Below are 18324 nucleotides of genomic sequence, written 5' to 3' on the forward strand. Positions count from 1 at the left end.
CCCGGACCCTCATGCGTCGCCCCGCCCGCTGGATTCTCGCACTCGCCCTGGCGCTTCCCATCGTCCCGCTGTCGGCACGCGCCCAAGGGGGTGCCGCCGGAAGCGTGACGATCGGCAAGATCGATTCGATCTTCTCGCCCACGCTCAAGGAGCAGCGCCCCTACCTCGTCTATACGCCTCCGTCGTACAGCGACACGACCTACACCAAGCGCGGGTACCCGGTGCTCTACCTGCTGGACGGCGACGCGCACTTCCACTCGGTGACCGGTCTCCTGCAGATCCTCGGCACGGGGGTCAACGGGACCTTCGTCGTCCCCGAGATGATCGTCGTCGCCATCCCCAACACCAACCGGATGCGCGACCTCACGCCCACGCAGGCCGCGCGCGACTTCGAGGGAAAGGCCGACACCGCGCTCCGCATGACGGGGGGCGGCCCGAAGTTCCTCAACTTCATGAGGAGTGAACTCATCCCGCACATCGACGCGACGTATCGCACCGCGCCGTATCGCGTATTCGTGGGGCATTCGTTAGGCGGCCTGATGGCCTTCCAGGCGCTGTACACCATGCCGGAGGTCTTCAACGCCTACGTCGCCATCGACCCGAGCCTCTGGTGGGACGACCGTCGCCTCCTCAAGCAGGCACCCGCCTTCTTTGGCAAGGCGACCGCTCCCGGGCGCACGCTCGTCGTGACACAGGCCAATACGCTCGTGGCCACCGACACCATCGACAACCCGCACTACAATTCGATCGTGCGGCTCAATGCCATCGTGGAGGCGGGGAACGCATCGGGGGTGCGCTATGCGTTTCGCTACTACCCCAACGACAGCCACGGGTCGGTCCCCCTCATCTCCGAGTACGACGCGCTGCGCTTCATCTTCGACGGCTTTCAGCCCGACCTCTTCCGCGCGCTGGAAAGCCCGGCGTACGTGCAGGAGCACTTCGCGAAGATCTCGCGACAGCTCGGCTACCAGTTCCTCCCGCCGGAGGGGATGGTCGACCTTCTGGCGATCATCGAGATGGGGCGCAACAAGGCGAAGGCGGTCGAGCTGTTGAAGCTCAACACGGAGCTCTACCCCAACAGCACCCGGGCCAAGGCCGCGTTGCAGAAGGCCAGCGCCGCCAAGTAGTGCCCGACGCGGGCCTGTCGCGCGCGTGAAACGCCGGTCACGCGCGCTGCATCGCCTCGAGCATCGCCGCCATGCGCTGGTGCACCACCGTGATTCCCTTGAGCGGCCGGACCATCACCTTGAAGTCGGTGATCCGGCCGTCGTCGTTCCAGTGGATCATGTCGACGCCGTTGACCGTGATGCCGTCGATCTCGGTCACGAACTCCAGGACGGCATCGCGCGCCCCGATCACCTCGCGCACATAGCGAAACGTCTCGTTGGCGAAGACCGAGAAGGCGGCGGTGAGGTACATCGTCGTCACCGCCTTGCCGCGCTGCGGCGTGTGCACCACCGGCGAGTGAAAGGTGACGTCGTCGGCGAGCAGGTTGCCTAACGCCGAGGCGTCGCGCCGATCGAGGATGTCGTGCCAGGCAGCGATGGGGTCGGTCACGCGGAGTGGTCCGGTCGGAGGGTACCGGAGCTTATCACCGCGCCTCGGCGGGCACGAGATGCCCCGCGCGACGCAGGTGATCGCCCTACGAACTGCAGGAGAGCATGGAGCACCCCGCCTTGTGCCGAGCCCAGTCGGGGCGCCGCGCGGCGAATGCCTCGCGCCCGGGTTGTTCGTCGTACGGGCGCCGCATGACCTCGAGCAACTCGTGTACCCCCGCAGCATCCCCCGACTCGGCGCGGTCGATCGCCTGCTGCGCCAGGTAGTTGCGCAGCACGTAGCGCGGGTTCGCGGCATGCATCCGGCTTCGCCGCTGCGCGGCGGGCTCGCCCTCGCGACTTACGCGCCGGTGCCAAGCGCGCAGCCACGCCGCCAACGCGGCGCCGTGCGATGCTCGCTTGTTGTCATCGTAGAACGCGTCGCCCAGCGCATCGACCAACGCCACATCGTCATCGGGGAGCGCATCGCCCAACTCGCCAAGCGCGCGGAAGAAGTTCGTGTAGTCCACTTCCGCCAATTGCAGCAGGCGGAGCCCACTGTCGGCGACGGCCTCGTCGCCGTCTCCCCATCCGGTCAACCCGAACTTGGCAGCGATCATCGCCGCATAGCGCCCCGTGAAGGTATCGACGTAACGGTCCATTCCTTCCTGCAACGGCGCATCGTGCTCGAAGAGGGGGCGCAACGCAGCGGCCAGGCGCTCGAGGTTCCACTGGGCAATCGCCGGCTGTTGCGCGTATCGATAGCGTCGCCCCGACGCATCCGTCGTGTTGGGAGTCCAGTGCGGGTCGAAGTTATCCAGCCATCCGTACGGGCCGTAGTCGATCGTCAGCCCCAGCACCGACATGTTGTCGGTGTTCATCACGCCATGGACGAAGCCCACGCGCATCCACTCGACCATCAGCGTCGCCGTGCGCTCGCAGACTTCGGCAAACCAGCGCGCGCGCCGCGCGGTGACGTCGGCAACATCCTGCACCAGGTGCGGGAAGTCGCGATCGATCGTGAAGTCGACGAGCGTCGCGAGCAGGGTGAGCTCGTGACGCGCGGCAAGAATCTCGAAATTGCCGAAGCGGATGAACGAAGGCGCCACACGGCAAACGACCGCCCCCGGCTCCATGCGCGGGTTGCCATCGTAGAACATGTCGCGCATCACCGGCTCGCCCGTGGACACGAGCGAGAGGGCCCGCGTGGTGGGGACGCCGAGGTGGTGCATCGCCTCGCTGCAGAGGAACTCGCGAATCGAGGAGCGCAGGACGGCGCGTCCGTCTGCCGTGCGCGAGTAGGGCGTGGCCCCGGCCCCCTTGAGCTGCAGTTCCCACCGTTCGCCGGCGGCGTTGATCACTTCGCCGAGCGTGATGGCGCGCCCGTCGCCGAGTTGGCCAGCCCAGCTCCCGAACTGGTGCCCGCCGTAGCAGGCGGCGTACGGCTCCATCCCCTCCAACAGCGCGTTGCCGCCAAAGACCTCGGCAAAGCGCGGCGAGGTGACGTCGTGTTCGTCGAATCCGACGAGCGCCGCGACCTCCGCCGCGTGCGCCAGCAGGACTGGGGCCGACACCGGCGTGGGGCGCACCGCACTCCAGCAGGCACGCTGCACCTGGCGGCGCTGCATGGAGCGATCGGGATCGCCAGGCAGCTCGCTAACGAAACGGTTGTCGAACGTGAGGCGCGTCATCGGGCCACCGCGCCGCGCGTGAGGGCGAGGTAGGCGCAGGCGCCACTGACCAGGTGCATGACCTCCGTCGCCACGACGGTCGTCATGTTGAACACGGCGGCCCCCTCCATGTACGGCGCATACGCGGCGCTGGGTGGGCCGAAGGCGTAGAGCACCAACACGACCACCGTCAGGAGGGTGAAGCGAGGAACGGGGCGCGCGGCCCATCGCCCCAGCGCCGCAAAGACTGCCCCGCCGGCCATCGCCCCAATCACGCTGAACAACGCCACCTCACGTCGCCCGATCACCATCTCCCCCATGCGACTCCCAGCGAACCAGACCAGGAGGTTGAGCGCAACGCTGGCCATCGCTGCCACGATCACCATGGACGGGATCCGCGCGAACGCCACGGCGGGCGACGCCGCGCCGTGGGGCGTCGGCGCCTGACGCGTCACGGGCACGCGCGCTCCGTGGTCGACGCGTCGACCCACGCGCGACGCCGCCGCAGCATCGGTCAGATCTCGCCCCTGCGCGCGAACGCCGCGAGATGCTCCCCCGCGCGAAACGCGAGCGCCATGATCGTCATCGTCGGCTGCCCGCGCCCCGAGGTCACCAGGCTGCTCCCGTCGCAGATGAAGAGGTTGCGCACGTCGTGCGTGCGGTGGAACCGATCAACGACACTCGACTTCGGATCGTTCCCCATGCGGCAGGTGCCTAACAGGTGCGCCGCCGAGGTGGAGACGCCGACCGGGAAGTCGACCACCTGCTTGGCGCCGGCCGCCACGTGGATCTCCCGCGCCCGCTCCTGCATGAAGCGCGTCATCTTGAGGTCGTCCTCGTGGTCGCGGTAGGTGACCCGAATCGCCGGGAGTCCGTGCGCGTCGGTGAGCGTGGGATCGAGCGTGATGGTGTTGGACTCCACCGGGAGCGAGGTGGTGTGTCCCATCACCGACATCTGTCGCGTGAAGTTGTGCGCGAGGAATGCCTTGTAGTCGCTCCCCCAGTTGCGTTGCCCCGGCGCACCGCCGGCCAGTCCCCAGAAGATCGGCAGCGTCAGGTCGGCGCGCGCATCCAGCCCGCCACCACCGTAGAAGCCGCGCTTCGCGTCGGAGTCGTACCAGTCGAGGGCGATGCGCGTGACCTGCACCCCCTTGTACTCGTTGAGCGGGTGCTCGTACAACCCGGGGACAATGGCCCCGCCGTTGAACATCAGGTGCTTGCCGACCATGCCTGACGAGTTGGCGAGCCCCTGGGGAAAGTGCTTGTTCTTCGACATGAGCAGCAGGCGCGGCGTCTCGGCGCCGTTGCAGGCGAGGACGACGGCGCGGGCACGTTGCAGCTGCTCCTTCCCCTGCGCGTCGAAGTAGATCACCCCCGTGGCGCGCCCCTTCGCGTCCAGCTCCACCTTGCGCACGTGACAGTTGGCCCGCACCTCGCACCGCCCCGTGCGCTCGGCGATCGGGATCATCGACGCCAGCGTGGAGCTCTTCGCGCCGAACTCGCAGCCGTAGCCCATGCAGAAGCCGCAGCTCTGGCACGCGCCGCGCCCGTTGTGCGGCCGCGAGAGAATCGCCATCGGCGCAGGGAATGGATGCCACCCCAGCTTCTTCGCCGCACGCTCGAAGAGGACGCCCGCCGACTTCACCGGGAGCGGCGGGACGGGATAGGGACGCGAACGCCGCGGCTCTCCCCACCCCCCCGCCGCCCCCGACACGCCGACTTCCCAGTCGACCTTCGTGTAGTACGGCTCGAGGTCGTCGTAGCTGATGGGCCAGTCGGCGAGCGACGCCCCGGGAATCGCCCCCAGGCGCGAGCGTTCGTCGAAATCGACCGGACGAAAGCGCCAGAAGTTGGCGGTGAAGTGCACGCTGCTCCCCCCCACCACCTGCGCCGCCCAGATCCCGCGCATCCCGTCGTTGAAGCTCGCCGGTGTCGCGACCTGCTTGGCATGCTCGCGCCACGTGACCGGCGTCTTGAAGCCGATCTCGTTCTGGAAGAGGTACCGATACTCGTCGTGTGCGAACTGTTCGGGGCGCAGGCGCGGCCCCTTCTCCAGCACCACCACCGCGAAGCCGGCCACCGACAGCTCCTTGGCCAGCACGCCGCCGGCGGCGCCTGAGCCGACGATCACGAAGTCGACGACCGCCGACGGCGGGTACTTCACGCTGTACGACTGGGGCATCGCCTAACGCCTCCGCGCGGCTTCGGCGTCATAGTAGCCGAAGGGCGCCTCGTACGAGGCCCGGTGCTCGAAGCCCAGGAGCTTCCAGCCGACGCCGCCCCGGTTCCCGCCGTGCGATGGATCGCCAAACATCCCCACCATCGTGGCGAAGCGCATCCCCTGGAAGAACTCCCCCTTTTCGATCTCCGCCAGGATCGCGTCCTGGTGGGCGGCGGGGAGTGCGGCGAACGTCGTCGTCCCCGGCTTGCGCCTGGCGGCTCGCCTTCGCAGGTCGGTGATCCCGGCACGCATCGTCGGCAGCGCCTTCCGCTGCTCGGCGCCCAGCGCCCGGTCGATGAAGTAGATCACCCCGGCCTCGGTGGCCCCGGGGGTGTCGGTCGTCGGGAGGATGCGCGCCGCGACCGCCGCCAGCTCGGCCGCCTCGTCAGGCGCGAGATGCGTGAACGGCGGCGCCGGACGCTGCTGGACCGCGTGCGCGGCGTGCGCGAGCGCTGCGTCCACCTGCGCCCAGTCGAGCAGCAGCCAGCCAGCGCCCACGCCAGCGGCGCCGGCGAGGAAGACACGACGGGAGATCGTCATCGGCGAGGGGGGTCGATGGACGTGTCACGCCCCCGAGATCGGGGCCCCCCCAAGACTGTCGAGCGGGAACGCTACGTCAAGTCGCCTCCGCGCGAATCAGCAGCGAAGCAGACGTGTTGGACATGCGAATTGCGCACGACGCGCGCACGACCCACGCACGACACACGCAGGCGCGACTCACGCGCGTTGGTACAGCGTGGTTCCCCGCGCGTCGGGCGCGGCATCCATGCGCTCGCGCATGAGCCCCTCGAGCGCGCGTGAGACCGTGGGACACTCGAAGCGTAGCGCGTCGAGCCATTCGCGCCGAGCCTCACCCTCCAACCCGACCGCCGTCTCCAGCAACGGCTTCAGTGCGATCCGGACCTGCGGACTCGTGTCGATCATTCCCCCCTCCCCAATGCATCGTGTCTGGCGGCCCGCGGCTGCCGCGCCGTCGCGGTTGCGACCGCCCACTCGAGAAGTCGGAAAATCCCTGCGAAAGACGACACGCCGAATTGCCCCCGACGATCGGTGCGCCATCTTTCCCGTTGCACTCGCGCCTGGTGCGGCACGAGAAGCGACACGCCCGACGACTCACCCACTGGCCCCTGCCCGCGTGACATCCCCCATCGACGCGCTGCGCGCCTCGCTCGCCGACCGCTACGAGATCGACCGCGAAGTCGGCGCCGACGACCTGCGCACGGTCTATCACGCCCGCGACATGCGGCTCACGCGCGATGTGCGCCTTTCGGTCGTTCGCCCGTCGCTCGCCGCGTCGCTCGGCGCGGCGCGCTTTCTCAACGCGACGGCACGCCTGGGGCGCATTCGCCATCCGTGGGTCACGCAGTTCATCGAGGCCGGCGATCTCGACGGCACGCTCTGGTTCGCCACCACGGCCCCGGAGGGCGAGTCGCTGCGCGAGCGCCTCACGCGCGACGGCACCCTCCCGATCGATCTGGCCGTCCGCCTCACGCGCAGCGCGGCGCAGGCGCTGCAGTTCGTGCACGAGGAGAAGTTCGTCCACGGCGCCCTCACCACCGACCACATCTTCGTCACGCATGAGGGCGAGGTGGCGATCTGCGACGTGGGGCTCGCGCATGCGATCGCCTCCGAGACCGCGTGCGACGCCCGCGGGGATCAGCGGGCGCTGGCCGCCATCGCGATCGAGATGCTCACCGGGGCACCACCGGCGATCGGGGCGAGCGGGGCTTCAGTGCGCACGCGTCGCCCCGAGGTGCCGCCGTCGGTCGACGCGGCGTTGCAGCGGGCCGTCTCCCCCGACCCGGCGCAGCAGTTCGCCTGCCCCGCCGATCTCGAACTCGCGCTGCGCCCTCCCAACGAGGGGCCCAAGCGCGGGCTCTCGTTGACGACCAAGCTGATCGGCGGGTTCATCATCCTGATCATCCTGATCGTGTCGGCGGTGGGGCTCTTCATGGTCATGCGCGTCGCCGCCGCCGGCAATGCGCCAGCCGCCGAGGGCAACGCGCCGGCCGCCGAGCCGATGGCGCAACCGCGTTAGGCGGCACGGCGGGCACGCCGCGCTGACGCCACGGGTCGGCGGTCAGCGCGGCTCGGCGGGCGGCGCCTCCGGGCGTTGCCCCTGACGGCGAATCGCCGTGCCGGACCGGACACCGGTCGCCTTCCCGTCGCGATACACCTCGCGCCCATTCACCCAGACCCGCGCGATCCCCACCGAGGTCAGGTGCGGTTCCTTGGTCGTCGCACGATCGGCGACCGTCGCCGGGTCGAAGAGCACCATGTCCGCGTAGTTGCCGGCGGCCAGCGTTCCGCGGCGCGTGAGCCCCACGTGCCGCGCGGCCAGACTGGTCATCTTGCGCACCCCCTCCTCGAGCGAGACGACCTTGCCGTCACGGATGTACTTCCCGAGGACGCGCGGGAAGGCGCCGAAGCCGCGCGGATGTGCGCTATCGAGCCCGCCGTCGGAGCAGATGTTCGTGTGGTCCCAGGCCATCAACGTGGCGATGTCCTTCTCGTCCATCGACGTCGCGACGACACTTTCCACCGTCCCCTCGCCCTTCCCTGTCTTCTCGCGCTCGGCGCGCATCGCCTCGGCGTCGCGAATGAGCGTCATCAGCGTGACCGCTGGCGCCTCCTTGCGCTCGGCGGCGATCTCGGCGACGGTCCTGCCGGCATACGACGGGTTGGGGGCGTACGAACCGAGGAGCAGTCCTTCCGGGGTGGCGATCTCGCGCAGGATCTTCTCGGCCTCGGCGCGATTGTCGAAGTCGCGCTTGGGAAAGAGGACGGTGAGCGTCGACTGCCAGTACGGGTACGGATAGATGTCGGCGGTGATGTCGATGCTGTCGGCGCGCGCCCGGTCGAGGACGCGGCGCAGCGAGTCGGCCTGCCCCCACAGCGGGACCATCGCCAGCTTGACGTGACTGATCTGCACCGGGAGCTTGGCTTCGCGCCCGATGGTGATGATCTCGTCGATCGCGTCCCAGAACCAGCGATCCTCGCTACGCACGTGGCTCATGTAGCGCGTCCCGGCGGCTGCGGCGACCTTCGCCAGCTGCAAAACCTCTGGGCGCGCCGAGTAGATCCCCGGGTCGTACTCCAGCCCGGTGGAGAGGCCAAGGGCGCCGGCGTCGAGCTCGCGCTTGAGGAGGACGGCCATGCTGTCGACTTCGGCCTGTGTGGCCACGCGCTTGAAGTCGGCTCCCATCACCGCGTCGCGAATCGACCCGTGTCCCGCGTAGAAGGCGACGTTGGCCACCGTCCCCTTGCGCGCGAGCGAATCGAGCGCCGCGCCTAACGGCATCGGGTGCCCGCCGTCCTGGCCGCCGATGACCGTCGTGATCCCCTGGCTGATGACCGCCAGTCCATCGGGCGAATCGCCGAGCCCGGAGGCGTGATGGGAGTGCGTGTCGATGAAGCCCGGGGCGAGGACGAGTCCGCGCCCATCGATGATCGAGTCGCCGGGCGCGGGCCCCACTTCGGAACCAACGTCGGCGATGGTATCGCCGACGATGCGCACCGCACCGGCGCGCGCCGAGGCGCCGGTGCCATCGATCAGCATGACGTTGGTGATCGTGATGGCGGTCGCACCGGGGGTGGAATCGGGCGACTTGGCACAGGCCGCGAGCGCGGCCGACAGGGCGAGGACGGCGAGGGTAGGACGCACGGCGATCGGCGGGAACGGGACGTGGCGTGGCGCGACGACGCGCGCGACGGAGCGTGCGCGAGAAGGCGCGCGCAAGGAAACTGTCGCCGCGCCCCGCGCGACGCTACGCACGCAGGTCCCGGCGCACGGGCGCCCTTGCCGCTACGTGCCGGTGCCCCTACGCGCCGGTACCCCTAACCGTCGCTGCTCCTACCCGCCGGCGATCGCCCCGACGACGAGGTACGGTTCGGTGCCGGCCGCCACCGGCGCCGGCAGCTCGGTGTCCGGCGACTCGTGCGACAGGTCTTCCTCGCAGGCGAAGAAGCGGAGAAAGGGGCGACGCTGCTTGGTGACGTGGTCGCGTATCGTCCCGCGCAGCACCGGATAGCGCGCTTCCAGCGCATCGAGCACCGATCGCTGCGTCACCGTCCCCGTGACCTCGACCGTCACCTCATCGCCGACCTTGGCGAGGGTGCGGAGGTGGTAGGGGACGACGACGCGGATGGTCGAGCCGCTCACGGGAGCGTCTGCACCTCGACCGAGAGGACCGACGGGAGGTTGCTGGCGATCGCCGACCAGTGATCGCCGCCGTCGGGCGACATGTACACCTGCCCGCCGGTCGTCCCGAAGTACACGCCGCACGGGTCGAGGCGGTCGATGCTCATCGCATCGCGCAGGATGTTGACGTAGCAGTGCTCCTGCGGGAGCCCGTTGGTGAGCGCTTCCCACTCGGTGCCGCCGGTGCGGCTGCGATAGACGCGCAACTTTGCATCTGGCGGATAGTGCTCGCTGTCGCTCTTGATGGGGACGACGTAGACCGTCTCCGGGTCGTGCGCGTGCACCTGCACGGGGAAGCCGAAGTCGCTCGGCAGGTTGCCGCTGATGAGCTGCCACGAGTCGGCGCCGTCGTCGCTCCGCATCACGTTCCAGTGCAGCTGCATGTAGAGCCGGTCGGGGTTGGCCGGGTTCATGGAGAGGTTGTGCACGCAGAAGCCGACTTCGGCGTTGGGATCGGGGATGTACTTGGAGGTGAGCCCCTTGTTGGCCGGCGCCCACGTCTCGCCGCCGTCGTCGGTGCGAAAGACCCCCGCCGAGGAGATGGCGATCCACATGCGCTTGGGGTTGGTCGGGTGCTGGACGATCGTGTGCAGCCCCATGCCGCCGGCGCCGGGCATCCAGTGCGCCCCCGAGCCGTGCTTCCGCAGCCCCGACAGCTCGGTCCAGCTCTGGCCGCCGTCGGTGCTGCGGAAGAGCGCCGCGTCCTCCACGCCGGCGTACACCGTGTCGGCATCGTGCAGCGACGGTTCGAGGTGCCAGACCCGCTTGAACTCCCACGGATGCGGGGTCCCGTCGTACCACTGGTGCGTCCCCGGCACGCCGTCGTAGGTGAACTGGTTCCCCATCGTCTCCCACGTCTTGCCGCCGTCGCTGGAGCGTTGGATGATCTGCCCGAACCACCCGGTCGACTGCGACACGTAGATCCGGTTGGGATCCACCGGCGAGCCCTTGAGGTGGTAAATCTCCCAACCACCGAAGTGCGGCCCGGTCACGCTCCACTGATCGCGCGTCTCGTCCGATTCGAGGATGAAGGCCCCCTTCTTCGTGCCGACCAGGACTCGAACTCCGCTCATGTCGATGACCTCCGGATGGACGCCGGTCCGCGGACGGCGCGCGTAGCTGGGAGTATTGCAGGTCGGATTGGACTCCCCGACCCCAAAGAACTCATCGCTCAGTGCGAAAGCGATCGTTCGGAAGTCGCGGCGACGGACGGCGTGTCAGATCTCGTGGCGTTGACCAGCGACGCCGGGGCGGTCATGCGCCACGCGTCCTCGAGCAGGTCACGCAGCGTGTCGCGCGTGACCGAGGCGAGCCGGACCTCGACCCAACGCCCTCCCCACACGTCTCGAAAGGTCTCGGGATCGCTGCGCACGAGAACATCGAGGTTGACCGGGGCGATCTTCATGCTCACCACGGCCGGATCATCGGGGAGCGATGCGAAGATCTTGTCGCGCACGCGAAGATCGGCGTGCCCCATGTGCGCCCCTTCGTGCACCTCGGGGAAGGCGCGCGCGAGGCGCCGGACGTCGTCGTGGGTCAGGGCGCTCGGTGGCATGCAGCAACTCCTCGTGGACAGCGGAACACATAGCATGGCGCGAGTCACGCGCCACGACTAGACCAACCGCGCCCGCGCCTCAGCGACGGGCGGGCGCGTGTGGAGGGGCGAGGAGGCGGTCGAGCGCGGCGCGATCGTACACGACGCCGCGCGAGACGACGGCCCGCACGCGCCGCGTCGCCGAGATGTCGACCGTGGGGTCGGCGTCGAGAAGGACGAGATCCCCCAGCATCCCGGGGCTCAGCTGCCCCAGCGACGTCCCCATTCCCATGAATGCCGCCGGGGTCGCCGTCGCGGCGCGTAGCGCTTCGCGCGGCGTGAGGCCGGCGTCGCGCACCAGGAGCGCCAACTCGTCGTGCAGCGAATAGCCGGGGACGAGCGGGAGCACCGGCGTGTCGGTGCCGGCCATGATCGGGACCCCCGCATCGAGTGCTTCCCGCGCCAGCCTCAGCGACGCCGCGTGGATCGCCCTCCAGTCGGTGAGCGTGTCCGGGTCGCGCAGCCCGCGCTCGAGCTCCACGCGCCAGGCGGCACGCATCGGCGCCGGGAGGTCGCGATAGGCGACGTCGCTCACTCCGATGGAGTCGTTCACCAGGCGGCGCCGCGCCGAGTCGCTGAGAAGTCGTTCGTTTCCGGTGACGAAGGTGGGGGTCCACGCCGTCGCGTTGCGCGCCAGGCGCTGCAGGAGCGCAGCGCGCGCTTCGCCGTCGAGCCGCATGAACGCTTCGACCAGGCCGCGACCGCCGGCATCGAGCACGGGGTGCTCGAGGCTGCGGAAGCCCGAGTCGCTGGCGCTGGCGAGCTGCGCGAAGGGAGGCGCATGCCCGGCGATGCCGAGCCCGCGGCGCCGTGCCGCGGCGGCCAGGGCGAAGAAGGCGGCCGGCGGCGGTGCCGTGCGCACCTTCACGAAGTCGGCGCCGAGCCTGACGAGTGAGTCGATCGCGCGCTCCGCGTCCGCCGCGGTGGCCACGCCGAGTCGCCGTTCGAGCTCCGGGAGCATGGTCGTTGTTCCCTGCGCCTTCATGTACGCCATGACCGCGGTGCGCCATCGTGCGTTCTCCACGATCAGCCCCGCCGCCTTGATGCGAGGACCGACCATCGTCCCCGCGGTGATGCTGTCCCGCCACCGCAGCACGACGGGATCGCCCCCCATGTCGCGCACCGAGGTGACGCCGGTGGCCAGGAGGAGCGGGATCGCGGAACGCCCGGCGATCCCGAGGTGCACGTGCATGTCCCACAGCCCGGGAATGACGTACTTCCCGCGCCCATCGACCGACTGCGTCGTCCTCGGCGGCCGCAGCGTTTCGGTGGGCCCGATGGCGGTGATGCGATCCCCGTCGAGGAGTACCGTCTGGTGCGCGCGATGCGGACCACCGGTCACGTCGATCACCGTGACGTCGACGATCGCCACCTGCGCACGGGCGCTTGCGCCGGCGACCAAGGTGACCGCGAGGGAGAGGAGAAGGCGTCGCATGATCGTGGTGGCGGGCGCGAGGCGGGGCGGATGAGGCGCACGGAGGAGAGGCGGTGCGCCGAACGGCGGGCGCACCCAGCGCAAGCATACCGTGGCGGCGCGGCGCGAGCGAGCGCACTTTCTCCCGATCCCGCCACCGATGGTCGCGCCATGCCACGACTCCACGCGCTCGCGACGACGACGCTCGCGCTGCTCGCCGCACCACTGTTCCCCGCGTCCGCGCAGGGGCGTCCCGCGATCACCCCGGAGGTGCGCCCCTTCGTGAGCGTCGACGCCCCGGTGGTCGCCCTCACCCACGTGCGCCTCATCGACGGCACCGGCGCCCCGCCGCGCGACGACCAGACCGTAGTCATCACCGGGACGCGCATAACGAGCGTCGGCGCGGCGGCCACAACCGCCATTCCCGCCGGTGCGCGCGTCGTCGACCTCGCGGGACACACCGTGATCCCCGGCCTGATCGGGTTGCACGAGCACACCTACTTCGGCGGGGTCAAGCGCATCACGCAGATGAGCACCTCGGCGCCGCTCCTGTATCTCGCCTTTGGGGTGACGACGGCGATGAGCGCGGGGAGCATGCTCCCCTACCAGGAGCTGAACATGGCGCGCGCGGTGAACGCGGGGCGCCTCCCCGGGCCGCGCTTCCTCATCACCGGACCGTATCTCGACGGCGACAAGACGCGCAGCGCGAACGCCAAGGCGCTCGCCACCCCCGAGGAGGCCGCGCGCACGCTCACCTACTGGCACGCCGAAGGGGTGCGGTGGGTCAAGGTGCAAGGGAGCATCTCGCGGCAGATGCTCGGCCACGTCGTCCGTCTGGCGCACGCGCGTGGCATGAAGGTCACCGGGCATCTCTGCTCCGTGACCTTCGCCGAGGCGGCCGCGCTGGGGATCGATGCGCTGCAGCACGGCTTCATCACCAATAGTGAGTACGTGCCGGGCAAGCAGCCCGACGTCTGCCCGCCGGAGAACATGCGCGTCCAGACCGACGTGGACGTCGGAAGCGACGCGGTGCAGGCGTCGATCAAGGCGCTGGCGAAGACCAAGGCTGCAGTGGTCTCCACGCTCGCCGTGTACGAGACCTTTTCGCCGGAGCGCTTCAAGCTCGACACCGCCGCGATGGCGATGCTCGACCCCGATGTGCGGCGCGAGGTGGAGGCCAACTACGCCAACATCCGCAGGGGCGGACTGATCGTGAGCCAGAAGCTCCTCTCCAGCATGATGCGCTGGGAGCGGGACTTCGTTGCGGCTGGCGGATTGCTGGGCGCCGGCTCCGACCCGTGGGGGACCGGCTTCCTCCCCGGCTTCGGCAACATCCGCAACTACGAAGTGCTCCTCGAGGCCGGCTTCCCGCCGGCACAGGCGATCCAGATCCTCACGCTGAACGGGGCAAAGATCCTGGGGATGGAGCGAGAGGTCGGGGCGGTGACCGCTGGGCGCCAGGCCGACCTGGTCATCGTGCGCGGCGACCCCACCACCACGCCGCGCGACCTGTACAACGTCACCACCGTCTTTCGCGCGGGCGTGGGCTACGACTCGGCCAAACTGCGCACTGCGGCGCTGGGGTTGGTCGGGGTGCGGTAAGGCGTCAGCTCGCGCCGCGTGGGCTCCAACCACTCGGCGCGGCAACGCCCGGGCGTGGCAGGCGCGGCCGTGCCGACCAGGCCGCGCCGGCCGCTCAGCGCGCGCCCATCGCCACGCCCTTCAACCGCGGAAGTCCCCCCACGAAACCAGACGAACCCCGCTTTCACTCCCCGTCGGCCGCACCGCACATTGGGCGTAGCGCCATCGGGGGACGGGTATGCGGCAGACGATGCGGCGTGGTACAGCAGGGCTTTCGCGGGGACGGGAGGGACTGATCCTCCTGCTCGGCGCCACGGTCACCGCATGCGCGCCACGCAACGGCATCGCACCCATTGCCCCCGCCCTCGTCCCGGTGGTCGAGCACGCCATCTTCATGGACTACGACGGCAATGGCGTGCAGCCTAGTGCCACGGAGCGGGCGCGCGTCCTGTCCGACACTGCCTACGAGCGCTATGTCGACCGGATGATGGCGCACATGGCGGCCGACACGCACTCCGTCTCGATCGACAGCAGTACGGGCAAGCCCGTTCGCCGCGTCCTGATCTACCTGCAGGGCGGAATGAACCACTTGGCGACGGGGGTGCGCACGTCATCGCGGCTGCTCACCGCCATGGAGTCCGATAGCGTCGGGACCGGTGGCCGCACCTATCCGATCTTCATCAACTGGAACTCCAGTCTCCTGTCCACCATGCAGGAGCGACTCGGCGCGCTTCGGATCGGTGGCAAGACGGTTCCCGTCGTTTCGCAGGCGCTCGTCCTGTCGAGCGACATCATGGCCGGCGCGGCGCGCTTCCCGTTCGTCTGGTCACGCGCCGCCTTCGACGGACCGATTCGGTTCACCAATCGTCTCCCGGCCCTCGATTCGACCACCGTGGGACGCACCGCCGCCGAGCGCACCTTTCTCGCGAGCTCGGTGGCGATCAACCATCCCGACCACCCGACAGCCATCGCCGTGTCGCGGGGGGCCTTCAACCGGACCAAGCGCGAGTGGGTGCTGCATCACGTCCCATCGCTGGCGCTCGCCGTCATCCCGGCGCGCTGTTTCGTCAACTGCCGGTGGGGCGATGCGCGGGCCGGCGTCTTCACCTGGCTCCCCCCCAAGGCGTTCACCACGCTGCTCTTCTCGGGGTTGGGGAAACCCGCGTGGGACATGATGCACCGCCGGACGAACCTGGCCTTCCAGCGAGATCAACGACGCATCGCGCGTGCACCCGTGCCGGCCGCGCCACGCCCGAACGATGGCGCCGTCGGTGTCCTGCTCACCAAGCTGGGCGACCAGGTGCAACGTGACACGCTGCGCTACGAGATCACGATCATCGGCCACAGCATGGGAGCGATCATCGCCAACGAGATGGTCCGCCGGCGTCCCGATCTCCCGTGGCGCAACATCGTCTTCATGTCGGGGGCCGCCAGCATGCGTGAGTTCTCGCTCGGCGTCCTTCCCTACCTGCGGCGCGCGGTCGTCGAGGGACGCCCGGCCGACTTCTACAACCTCACGTTGCACCCGCAGGCGGACCTGCGCGGATGGGTGGGCCCGGAGATCCTGAAGCCCGTGAGCGCGCTGATGCCGTACGGGAGCCTGCTGGAGCACGTCGATCGGTTCTTCGTGAGCGATGAAACACGCCTCGAGTACGTGACCGGCAAGTACCGCAACTTCGCCGAGTCTGCCTACATCATCGAAGCAGGACCGGTGCGCGGGCGCATCCACCTAAAGGCATTCGGCTTTCGGAGTGGCCTGGGATGCGACGTCGCGCGGGACTTGCCCTACGAACACGCGCACTTCCAGGACGCGAGCGTCCCGTTTTGGCGGCCGGGGTTCTGGCAGCCGGCGGGGGAAATGTGCTCAGGGGGAACGGACGCGCGTGCAGGTGCATCGTCGCGCTGATGCGCGATGGCGGGTCCGACGGCCGGCGTGGCGACGATCGCGGAGGCGGAGAGGGCGCCGCCCCCGCAGCGTCGGATGGTCTCGACTATTCGACGTCGGTGTACAGCACGTCGGCGATCGCCCGGTCGTACTGCGCGGCCTCGTGCCACACCCGCACGCTCGCCAGCGCTAGTCGGCCATTCCCGGTTGGGCGTCGCTCCCACGCTTCCGTCGCGACTTCGGCGGGAGTTCGTGGTGGTTGCGTCGCGGAGATCGCGAGCGCATCGGCCCGCTGGATGTTCTCCGGTTCAGGATCGTCGTAGCCGTGCTCGATCCTGTCCCAGGCCCAGACGAGGCTCCCCTTCACGGTCCGGAAGAGGCGTACGCGCGTGTCGGACTCGCCATTGTCCTCGTCGAGGATCGTGTGGGCGGCGAGCAGCACACCGGACAGGCGCAACGGCTTGGCGTCGGTGAGAAAGATCAGGTGCTGCGATGGAGACGTGGGCGAAGAGCGCGAGAACATGCGTCCTCCTGCTGGTTGGATGATTGGATGGTTGGATGAATCGCTGAGCGACGAACTGACTGACGCGCTATTTCTCCGGTCGCGCGCGAGGCCGGTCGGACGCCTGCCCTCTGAAAGCTCGCGCTTCCAGGCGGATCCGAGTGCTAGGGAGGGTGGCGCAGGATCAGGGGTTCGTCAAGCGCCTGCGCGTGCGGGCTACAGCGCCCCCTGCTCCCACGGGCCGCGAATCGCCAGCGTCATTCCGACGTCGGGGCCGGCGTCGTTCGTCGATCCCATGATGTTCACGAAGAGGATGCGGCCGTCTGGGCTGAAGCAGGCGCCGGCGAACTCCGTGGAATTGGCGATGTTCTTCGCCACGTCGAAGATGGCGCCGTCCGGCGTGAGGCCACGGACGTAGGGCGCCGTGTTGTCCTCGCAGATCACCACCCCGCCCCGCGGGCTCACGGTGATGTTGTCGGGGGCGTTGAGCACGTCGGCCGAGGGCGACTCGAAGACGAGGGTGAGCGTGCCGCCATCGGCCGAGGTGCTTCCGGGACGGTAGCGCCACACCTGCCCCAGGCGCGCGTCGCCGCCGTTGGTGGCGTGGAAGTACACGCTGCGGTCACCGTACCAGCACCCCTCCAACCGGGAAAAGCGGGCGCCCCCCTGCGTGAAGCCCTGCGCGAAGACGTTGTTGTCCTCTCCCCAGAGCGCCGTCGGGTCGGGATTGCGGATGTCGACCCAGCGCACCGGAAGTTCGCGCCCCACTTCCTGCCCGTCGACGGTGTCGAAGTTCTCGCGACCAACGACGGCCAGCATCTGCAACGTCCCGCCGGCGCGCAACACGTTGCGTTCCTTGGGAATGAAGCGGTAGAAGCCGGCCAGCTGGCGGTCTTCGGTCTCGTAGACGATTCCTGTCGACGGATCGACCGCCACCGCCTCGTGCACGAAGCGCCCCATCGCCTTGAGCGGAACGGCCGGTACGGTCCGCTCCGCGGCCGCGGGGATCTCGAAGATGTAGCCGTGGTCCTTCTCCCATCCCATCTGCCGTCCTTCGGTCGTCTCCTCGCAGGTGAGCCATGAGCCCCACGGCGTGGGCCCGCCGGCGCAGTTGATCGACGTCCCGTTGAGCGAGATGAAGTCGCGCACCAGCTGCGGTGTGCCATCAGCCGCCAGGCGCAACTCCAGCGACGCGACGCACGCCCCGGCGCGCGGATCGTACGCCGTCTCAGGCGAGCCCTTGAGCTTGGCCTGGGCCGGGAGGTCGCGATTCTCGTGGTTGCGGATGAGGCGGATGTTGCCGTTGGGGAGGGCGAAGGCCGCCATCCCGTCGAAGGCCACCGGCGTGAGCACCCCATCCGACATCGCCTGCCCCGAACGACTCACGACGGTGTACGTGAAGCCGGCGGGGAGGGCGAGCTCGGGGCCGGCCGCCACCAACGGGCCATATCCGCCACTGCCTAACGCTGCGCGGCGAATCGGCGACGGCGTGCGGGCGCCGGAGACGTTCACGCCACGCGAACAGGCCACCAGCCCTGAGAGCGACGGGGCGAGCAGGAGGGCAGACGACTGGCGCAGGAAGTCGCGGCGGTTGGAGGGCATCGGGAGAGCGATGATAGAGTCGAGAGCTGGGAACTCGGCTCCCTGAAGCTGCGCCGCGGGGCCGGCGGCGGCAACGAGCCCCCCTTCCGCGCACCCCCGCGCACCCCCGCGCGCCCGTT

General features: G+C 69.4%; 17 protein-coding genes. 4 read left to right on the forward strand and 13 right to left on the reverse strand.

Features of this window, described 5'->3' with window-relative positions; translation table 11 throughout:
- The first annotated feature begins 11 nt into the window (after positions 1–11).
- Positions 12–1127 carry an alpha/beta hydrolase gene (locus IPN47_25460; protein ID MBK9411327.1) on the forward strand — a complete coding sequence of 372 codons (1116 nt, stop codon included), beginning with the start codon at positions 12–14 and terminating at the stop codon, positions 1125–1127.
- Between the two features lie 37 nt (positions 1128–1164).
- On the opposite strand, the gene IPN47_25465 is transcribed toward IPN47_25460, so the two are convergent.
- From IPN47_25465 to IPN47_25490, 6 genes are all read right to left on the reverse strand, one after another.
- Positions 1165–1557, reverse strand: coding sequence for a nuclear transport factor 2 family protein (locus IPN47_25465; protein ID MBK9411328.1), 393 nt, complete (start codon positions 1555–1557; stop codon positions 1165–1167).
- Positions 1558–1642: 85 nt separating this feature from the next.
- Positions 1643–3226 (reverse strand): YdiU family protein, encoded by a 1584-nt coding sequence (locus tag IPN47_25470; GenBank protein ID MBK9411329.1) that lies wholly within the window; start codon positions 3224–3226, stop codon positions 1643–1645.
- Positions 3223–3591 carry a hypothetical protein gene (locus tag IPN47_25475; GenBank protein ID MBK9411330.1) on the reverse strand — a complete coding sequence of 123 codons (369 nt, stop codon included), beginning with the start codon at positions 3589–3591 and terminating at the stop codon, positions 3223–3225. The genes IPN47_25470 and IPN47_25475 overlap by 4 nt, the downstream gene beginning before the upstream one ends.
- 128 nt (positions 3592–3719) lie before the next feature.
- Entirely contained in the window at positions 3720–5387 is a 1668-nt protein-coding gene (locus IPN47_25480; protein ID MBK9411331.1) for a GMC family oxidoreductase, read from the reverse strand.
- Positions 5388–5390: 3 nt separating this feature from the next.
- On the reverse strand, positions 5391–5966 hold the full coding sequence (locus tag IPN47_25485; GenBank protein MBK9411332.1) for a gluconate 2-dehydrogenase subunit 3 family protein: 576 nt from the start codon (positions 5964–5966) through the stop codon (positions 5391–5393).
- 177 nt (positions 5967–6143) lie between these two features.
- Positions 6144–6350 (reverse strand): hypothetical protein, encoded by a 207-nt coding sequence (locus IPN47_25490; protein ID MBK9411333.1) that lies wholly within the window; start codon positions 6348–6350, stop codon positions 6144–6146.
- Positions 6351–6561: 211 nt separating this feature from the next.
- Here IPN47_25490 and IPN47_25495 point away from each other — a divergent pair, with 211 nt between their 5' ends.
- Positions 6562–7464 (forward strand): protein kinase, encoded by a 903-nt coding sequence (locus IPN47_25495; protein MBK9411334.1) that lies wholly within the window; start codon positions 6562–6564, stop codon positions 7462–7464.
- Positions 7465–7506: 42 nt separating this feature from the next.
- Here IPN47_25495 and IPN47_25500 read toward each other — a convergent pair whose 3' ends face one another.
- From IPN47_25500 to IPN47_25520, 5 genes are all read right to left on the reverse strand, one after another.
- Complete coding sequence (locus IPN47_25500; protein MBK9411335.1) at positions 7507–8985, reverse strand: amidohydrolase family protein; 1479 nt, start codon at positions 8983–8985, stop codon at positions 7507–7509.
- Positions 8986–9279: 294 nt separating this feature from the next.
- Positions 9280–9573: a MoaD/ThiS family protein gene (locus IPN47_25505; protein MBK9411336.1), complete on the reverse strand. Its 294-nt coding sequence runs from the start codon at positions 9571–9573 to the stop codon at positions 9280–9282.
- Between the two features lie 11 nt (positions 9574–9584).
- Positions 9585–10700, reverse strand: coding sequence for an exo-alpha-sialidase (locus IPN47_25510; GenBank protein MBK9411337.1), 1116 nt, complete (start codon positions 10698–10700; stop codon positions 9585–9587).
- Between the two features lie 98 nt (positions 10701–10798).
- Positions 10799–11182, reverse strand: coding sequence for an MmcQ/YjbR family DNA-binding protein (locus IPN47_25515; GenBank protein ID MBK9411338.1), 384 nt, complete (start codon positions 11180–11182; stop codon positions 10799–10801).
- A 79-nt stretch (positions 11183–11261) separates the two neighbouring features.
- A complete protein-coding gene (locus tag IPN47_25520) occupies positions 11262–12656 on the reverse strand; it encodes an amidohydrolase family protein (GenBank protein ID MBK9411339.1) in 1395 nt (464 codons plus the stop codon).
- A 150-nt stretch (positions 12657–12806) separates the two neighbouring features.
- Here IPN47_25520 and IPN47_25525 point away from each other — a divergent pair, with 150 nt between their 5' ends.
- Together IPN47_25525 and IPN47_25530 are read left to right on the forward strand one after the other, a co-directional pair.
- Entirely contained in the window at positions 12807–14237 is a 1431-nt protein-coding gene (locus IPN47_25525) for an amidohydrolase family protein (protein MBK9411340.1), read from the forward strand.
- 217 nt (positions 14238–14454) lie between these two features.
- Entirely contained in the window at positions 14455–16122 is a 1668-nt protein-coding gene (locus tag IPN47_25530) for a hypothetical protein (GenBank protein ID MBK9411341.1), read from the forward strand.
- Between the two features lie 85 nt (positions 16123–16207).
- Here the strand turns inward: IPN47_25530 and IPN47_25535 are convergent, their stop codons facing one another.
- Complete coding sequence (locus IPN47_25535; GenBank protein ID MBK9411342.1) at positions 16208–16624, reverse strand: hypothetical protein; 417 nt, start codon at positions 16622–16624, stop codon at positions 16208–16210.
- Between the two features lie 195 nt (positions 16625–16819).
- Complete coding sequence (locus tag IPN47_25540; protein ID MBK9411343.1) at positions 16820–18205, reverse strand: DUF839 domain-containing protein; 1386 nt, start codon at positions 18203–18205, stop codon at positions 16820–16822.
- Between the last annotated feature and the right edge of the window lie 119 nt (positions 18206–18324).

The organism is Gemmatimonadota bacterium (assembly GCA_016719105.1).
Lineage (GTDB): Bacteria > Gemmatimonadota > Gemmatimonadetes > Gemmatimonadales > Gemmatimonadaceae > SCN-70-22.